Origin of the sequence: Nocardioides sp., assembly GCF_041393715.1 — a bacterium.
Lineage (GTDB): Bacteria > Actinomycetota > Actinomycetes > Propionibacteriales > Nocardioidaceae > Nocardioides.
On sequence record NZ_JAWKJQ010000001.1, the window covers coordinates 546,137 to 552,601 of the forward strand.

General features: G+C 70.1%; 6 protein-coding genes and 1 tRNA gene. 6 read left to right on the plus strand and 1 reads right to left on the minus strand.

Annotated features, from left to right (window positions below; translation table 11 throughout):
- Positions 1–62: 62 nt before the first annotated feature.
- The 6 genes from R2740_RS02780 (at position 63) to R2740_RS02805 (ending at position 5,610) form a co-directional block, all read left to right on the plus strand.
- A complete protein-coding gene (locus R2740_RS02780) occupies positions 63–506 on the plus strand; it encodes a molybdenum cofactor biosynthesis protein MoaE (protein ID WP_371301155.1) in 444 nt (147 codons plus the stop codon).
- 56 nt (positions 507–562) lie between these two features.
- Positions 563–757 (plus strand): hypothetical protein, encoded by a 195-nt coding sequence (locus R2740_RS02785; protein ID WP_371301156.1) that lies wholly within the window; start codon positions 563–565, stop codon positions 755–757.
- A 27-nt stretch (positions 758–784) separates the two neighbouring features.
- Positions 785–1,843, plus strand: a complete 1,059-nt coding sequence (locus R2740_RS02790) for a PDZ domain-containing protein (RefSeq protein ID WP_371301157.1) — start codon at positions 785–787, stop codon at positions 1,841–1,843.
- Entirely contained in the window at positions 1,840–2,445 is a 606-nt protein-coding gene (locus R2740_RS02795) for a PPA1309 family protein (RefSeq protein ID WP_371301158.1), read from the plus strand. The genes R2740_RS02790 and R2740_RS02795 overlap by 4 nt, the downstream gene beginning before the upstream one ends.
- On the plus strand, positions 2,442–5,468 hold the full coding sequence (locus tag R2740_RS02800) for a UPF0182 family protein (RefSeq protein WP_371301159.1): 3,027 nt from the start codon (positions 2,442–2,444) through the stop codon (positions 5,466–5,468). Before R2740_RS02795 ends, R2740_RS02800 begins: the two co-directional genes overlap by 4 nt.
- A gap of 68 nt (positions 5,469–5,536) precedes the next feature.
- Positions 5,537–5,610 (plus strand) — tRNA-Met (locus R2740_RS02805).
- A gap of 167 nt (positions 5,611–5,777) precedes the next feature.
- Here the strand turns inward: R2740_RS02805 and R2740_RS02810 are convergent.
- A partial coding sequence (locus R2740_RS02810) for a site-specific integrase (RefSeq protein ID WP_371301160.1) occupies positions 5,778–6,465 on the minus strand: 688 nt, incomplete at its 5' end.

The following is a 6,465-nucleotide window of genomic DNA, read 5'->3' on the forward strand; positions in this document are numbered from 1 at the left end:
GGCCTCCACGGTACTCGTGCGGCGGTGACCGGCGACGTCGTCGGGGCCGGTACGCTCGCCGGGTGACCGCACCCGCTGACCGCGCCGATGCCCTGCGCCTGGTGGCGCTGCGCGAGGAGCCCCTCGACGTGGCCGAGGTGGTCGCCGCGCTCGACGACGCGGAGAGTGGTGGGCTGACCCTGTTCGTCGGCCGGGTCCGCGACCACGACGGCGGCAAGGGGGTCACCGGCCTCGACTACTCCGCCCATCCGACGGCGCTGGCCGAGATGGAGAAGGTCTGCGTCCGCGTCGCCGAGGAGTACGACGTCCACGGCGTGGCCGCCGTACACCGGGTCGGTTCGCTGGGCATCGGCGACATCGCCGTCGTCGTCGCCACCACCTCGGCCCACCGCGGCACCGCGTTCGACGCGAGCCGGGCGCTGATCGACACCCTCAAGGCGACCGTGCCGATCTGGAAGCACCAGCGCTTCGCCGACGGCTCCGACGAGTGGGTCGGCACGCCGTAGCGGTTCCTCGGCGCGTGCGGCCGGGCAAACGGCCCGACGCTGCCTAGGCTGAGCGCGTGGAGATCCTGCTCTGGTTGGTGCCGGCGGTCCTGGTCACGACGGTGGCCGCCCTGGTGGCGACCGTCGCCGGCCGCGAGCCCGCCGACGCCCCCGACCGCGAGACCGCGCTGGCCCGGATCGGCGAGGCGCTCGAGCGCGACCTGCCCGTGGCGCGCCCCACCGAGCCAGGGGAGCAGGCGCGCGCGTCCTAGTTGGTGCGTGATGAGAGGCTGTGGCGCATGAGTCAGCGCCTCTACGCCGCGGTGGTCGCGGGCGTGCTCTTCGTGGCGCTGATCGTGGCGGCGTTCGCGCTGCCGGTGCCCTACGTCGTCTACTCACCCGGCGTGACCGTCGACGTGCTCGGTGAGCGCGACGGCAAGGAGATCATCCAGGTCTCTGGACACCAGACCTATCGCGACGACGGCGAGATGCGGATGACCACCGTCTATGTCACCCGTCCCGGCCGCGGGGTCGGCCTGGTCGACGCGGTCGAGGCCTGGCTCGACGACGAGAAGGCGATCTACCCCTACGACGCCGTCTACGCGCCGGACGAGACCGAGGAGGACTCCCGGCGTGAGTCCGCCGTGCAGATGGTCTCCTCGCAGGACGCCGCCATCGCGACCGCGCTCCAGGAGCTCGGCTACGACACCAAGCCCGTCATCGAGGTGCTCGACGTCACGGCTGGGCTGCCCGCCGACGGCAAGCTCAAGGTGCGCGACGTGCTGGTGCAGATCGGCGACACCAAGGTGACGACCCCCCAGAGCGTGGTCGACGCCGTCGACGCGGCCCCCGCCGACAAGCCGCTGCGCTTCGTGGTGCTCCGTGACGGCAAGCGCACCACGGTGGAGGTGACCCCCACCGTGGTCGACGGCGACAAGCGCATCGGCATCGTGCCCGGCCCCGGCTTCGAGTTCCCCTTCGACGTCCACGTCGGGATCCCCGACTCCATCGGCGGGCCGAGCGCCGGCCTGATGTTCTCGCTGGCGATCTACGACACGCTGACTCCCGGGTCGCTGACCGGAGGCGCCGACATCGCCGGCACCGGCACCGTCACGGCCGCCGGCAAGGTCGGCCCGATCGGCGGCATCCAGCAGAAGATCGTGGCGGCCCGCGACGCCGGCGCCTCGCTGTTCCTGGTGCCCGCGGGCAACTGCGACGAGGCGCTGGGTGCGCCCCACGGCGACATGCGGCTGGTCAAGGCCACCACGATGCACGGCGCCCTCACCGCTGTGCAGGCATGGACCGCCGACCACGACGCCGACCTTCCCGCCTGCACGTCGAGCAAGGCCGCCGGATGACCGAGCCGACCGCGACCCCGGCCGAGGTCCCCGAGGGGCCCGAGACCGACCCCGCGCTCGCCGCGGCGGTCCGCGAGGTGGAGGCGCACGTCGCGGAGGCGGGCTGGGACCAGCCCGCTCGGCTGTACGCCCTCGTCGACACCGCTGCGCTGGTCACCCGGGAGCCGGCCCTGGCGGCCAGCCTGGGGCTCGCCGATCCGACCACGGCCACCGGTCTGACCCCGGTCGAGCAGGAGCTGGCGGGGGAGGAGCCGCTGGAGCGGCTGCTGGAGCACATCGTCTGGCCCGCCACCGTCGTGGGCTGTGCCGCGGTCGTGGAGCGGCTGGTGCTGCCACCGGCGGCCGACGCCGAGCTGCCGGACGAGGCGGCCGCGGCGACGGCGTACGCCCGGTCGCACCCCGACCGACAAGAGGTCCGCCTGGTCGCCGGCGCGACCCGCGGTGGGGCCACGTACTGTGCCTTGCGGATGCGTGCCCACGACGACGGCGCGTCGGTGGTGGGCGGGACCGACCTGGTCCCTGGTTTGCTGGAGCTGGTGGTCGCCACGTTGGCCGGCGACCCGGCGGAGGATGTGGCCGAGGAAGCGGTGGAGGGGTCGTGAGCGAGCTGTTCGAGGAGCCGGCGAGGACGCCGGAGCCACAAGGGCCGTCGCGCCGGTCGCGTGCGCTGTTGTGGACGGCCGGCATCCTGGCCGTGGGCTTCGTGGCGCTGAGCACCTTCGCGTCCCTGTGGACCGAGCGCATGTGGTTCCAGTCGGTGTCCTACGGCGAGGTGTGGGGCACCATGCTCGGCACCCGCGTGCTGCTGTTCATCGTGTTCGGCGCGGTGATGGCCGGCGCCATCGCCCTCAACGCCGCGCTGGCCTACCGCTGGCGGCCGGTGTTCCGGTCGACCTCGCCCGAGCAGGCCAACCTCGACCGCTACCGCGAGGCGATCGTGCCCGCCCGGCGCTGGCTGGTGATCGGCCTGTCGGTGTTCATCGGGCTGTTCGCGGGTTCGTCGGCGGTCGGGGAGTGGCGCAACTATCTGCTCTGGCGGCACGCCAAGGACTTCGGCGAGACGGACCCGTTCTTCCACCACGACCTGGGCTTCTACATCTTCCAGCTGCCCTGGCTGCACTACCTCGTCGACTTCGTGATGGCCGTGACCGCGGTGTCGCTGGTCGTGGCCACGATCGTGCACTACCTCTTCGGCGGCATCCAGCTGCAGAGCCGCCGCGACCGGTTCAGCCCCGCCGCCCAGGGGCAGCTCTCGGTGCTGGTCGGCCTGTTCGTGCTCGCGAAGGCCGCGGACTACTGGCTGGGTCGCTACGACCTGCTCAACCACGCCGGCAACCGGTTCACCGGCCTGAACTTCACCGCGGACCACGCGATCCTCCCGGCCCGCAACATCCTCACCTGGATCGCGGTCATCTGCGCGGTGCTCTTCTTCGTCAACGTCTGGCGCCGCGGCTGGATGCTGCCCGGCCTCGGGCTCGGCCTGCTGGTGCTGTCGGCCGTGCTGATCGGCATGATCTGGCCGGGCATCGTCCAGCAGTTCCAGGTCAACCCGAGCGAGCCGGACAAGGAGGCGCCTTACATCCAGAAGAACATCGAGGCCACCCGCAAGGCCTACGGCATCGACGGCGTGGTGATCGAGGACTACGGCACCGGCACCTCACCGCTCCTGGTGCCCCAGTCGCCGGCCGACCCGACCAAGGACGCCGCCAACAAGCGGAAGTTCGCGCAGGCGGCCGTCGACAACCCCGGCATCCGCCTGGTCGACCCCAAGCTGGTGCAGCCGCTGTTCGAGCAGAAGCAGCAGGTGCGCGGCTACTACTCCGTGGCGGACGTGCTCGACGTCGACCGCTACGACATCCCGGACGGGTCCGGCCAGACGCCGGAGCGCGACCTGGTGCTGGGCGTGCGCGAGCTCAACCAGGACGGCCTGCCCGCGAGCAGCAAGAACTGGGCCAACCTGCACACCGTCTACACCCACGGCTACGGCGTGATCGCCGCCTACGGCAACCAGCGGCCGGCCGACAACAAGGAGCAGATCTCCGACACCGACAACGACGACCCGGCGTGGGCGGAGACCAGCCTGCCGCCGCGGGGGCAGCTCACCGACCTGACCCCTGACGGCTACGAGGGACGGATCTACTTCGGCGAGCAGAGCCCCGACTACTCCATCGTCGGCAAGGCACCGAGCGGCTCCGACATCGAGCTCGACCTGCCGGGCAACGGCGACGCCGACGCGCAGACCACGACGACGTACGACGGCGCCGCGGGGGTCGACATCAGCGGCATCTTCCACAAGGTGCTGTTCGCGATGCGCTACGGCGACGCCAACCTGATCCTGTCGGGCCGGGTCCACGAGAACTCCAAGATCCTCTACCACCGCAACCCGCGCGACATGGTCGAGAAGGTCGCTCCCTGGCTGACCGTCGACGAGGACCCGTTCCCGGCGGTGGTCGACGGGCGGATCGTGTGGGTGCTCGACGGGTTCACGACGACCGACCGCTACCCGCTGAGCCAGCAGACGTCGTTCGAGGAGATGACGACCGACGCGCTGGCGCAGAACACCACGTTCCAGACGCTGCCCACCGACGAGATCAACTACATGCGCAACGCGGTCAAGGCGACCGTCGACGCCTACGACGGCACCGTCAAGCTCTACGCCTGGGACGAGAGCGACCCGATCCTGCAGGCGTGGGCGGAGGCGTTCCCCGGCACGGTGCTGCCCAAGTCCGAGATCCCCGAGGGCGTGCTGGCGCACATGCGCTACCCCGAGGACCTGTTCAAGGTCCAGCGCTACCAGCTGGCGACCTACCACGTGACCCAGGCCGACGAGTTCTACGAGCGCAGCGACCAGTGGGACGTCCCCGTCGACCCCGACCAGTCGAGCACGCTCCAGCCGCCGTACCGCCTGTCCGTCGAGACCCCCAGCGGCGACAACGTCCCGACGTTCTCGCTCACCTCGGTCTATGTGCCCTACAAGCGGCAGAACCTCGCGGCGTTCCTGTCCGTCGACGGAGCCGCCGACCAGGACGGCTACGGCACGCTGCGGGTGCTGCGACTGCAGTCCTCGGACACGACGCCGGGGCCCAGCCAGGTGGCCAACAAGTTCCGGGCCGACGAGAACATCCAGAACGTCCTGCTGCCCTTCACGCGCACCAACGCGAAGGCGGAGTACGGCAACCTGCTGACGCTGCCGGTCAGCGGTGGTCTGCTCTACGTCCAGCCGCTCTACGTCAAACAGGAGAGCGGCTCGGCGACCTACCCCGTGCTGCGCTTCGTGCTCGTCGCCCAGGGCAACAGCACCGGCATCGGCGCGACGCTCGAGGAGGCGGTCTACGACCTGCTCGGCATCACGCCGGACGACAGTGGTGACACCAGCTCGCCACCGTCGACGGACAACGGCGGCTCCGGCGGGGGCGGCGGTGGCGACACCAGCGAGCCGCCCTCGGGCTCCCTGACCCAGCAGGTCCGCACCCTGCTGACCCAGGCCAGCGCCGACTACGAGGCCGCCGACGCCGCCCTCAAGGCCGGCGACCTCCAGGAGTACGCCGACCGCACCGCCGCCGCGGAGGCGAAGGTCGCCAAGGCGCTGGAGCTGCTCAACGGCGACCAGGGGCAGCAGGGCTGACCGCACGAGCGGACCTCCGGCCGGATTTGGAGGGGCTTGGGCCGGTCCCGTAGGGTTGGGCTCACCAACGCGGGGTGGAGCAGTTCGGTAGCTCGCTGGGCTCATAACCCAGAGGTCGCAGGTTCAAATCCTGCCCCCGCTACAAGAAAGTGGCCCCTGACCTGCGGAAACGCAGTTCGGGGGCCACTTGGTTTCTTGAGCCACATAGCCTTGTGCCGCGTTTATGTCCCGGAAACCTCCGCGTTGGCAGCACGTTGTGGTCCCGGGGTTGGGGCCAGGCTGGCGCTCGAGGCGGCCGCCTGCGGGACGTCAGACGTCCGGCCTGGTCGTCGTGGCTTTGCCGGCGAAGGACTGAAGGATGTGCGTCACGTCGGGTGTCGTCCTGTCCTTCTCGATGTAGAACTCCTTGGTGATCGCGTCTGAGGAGTGGCCGAGAACGCGGGCCGCGGTGTCCGAGTCGACTAGGCGGTCGATCAAGGTCGCGACTGTCTTGCGGAAGGTGTGTGGCGTCACCCAGTCGAAGCCTGTGTCCGCTCGGATCGTGCGCCACCGCCGCTCGATGTTGCCGACTTGGTGCCATGTGCCGTTGCGGGTGGCGAAGACGGCGTTGTAGTGATTCGCTCGTTGCTCGACACGTCGCCTCATCAGGACATCGACTGCGAACGGCGGGAGGGCGATGGTGCGCTTCGAAGAGTCGGATTTCGGCTTGGGCTTGCGGTAGGTGCCCTTTCCCGTCTCCGTCTTGATCGTGCCGCTGATTGACACGGTCGGTGGCGTCGCACTCAAGTCGATGTCCGTCCATCGGATGGCGAGTACTTCTCCGATCCGGCAGCCCGTGGCGAGTAGCAGGTCAATGATGTCGGGCATGTCCTGGTTCGGCTTTGGACCGGGCCGCTTCTTGGTCATCCAGGAGTCCACGGCAGAGCGGACGGCGTTGAGGTCCTCCACCGAGAGCGCTTGGACGTCCTTCTTCTGGCCTCGAAGCCGTGATGTGGAG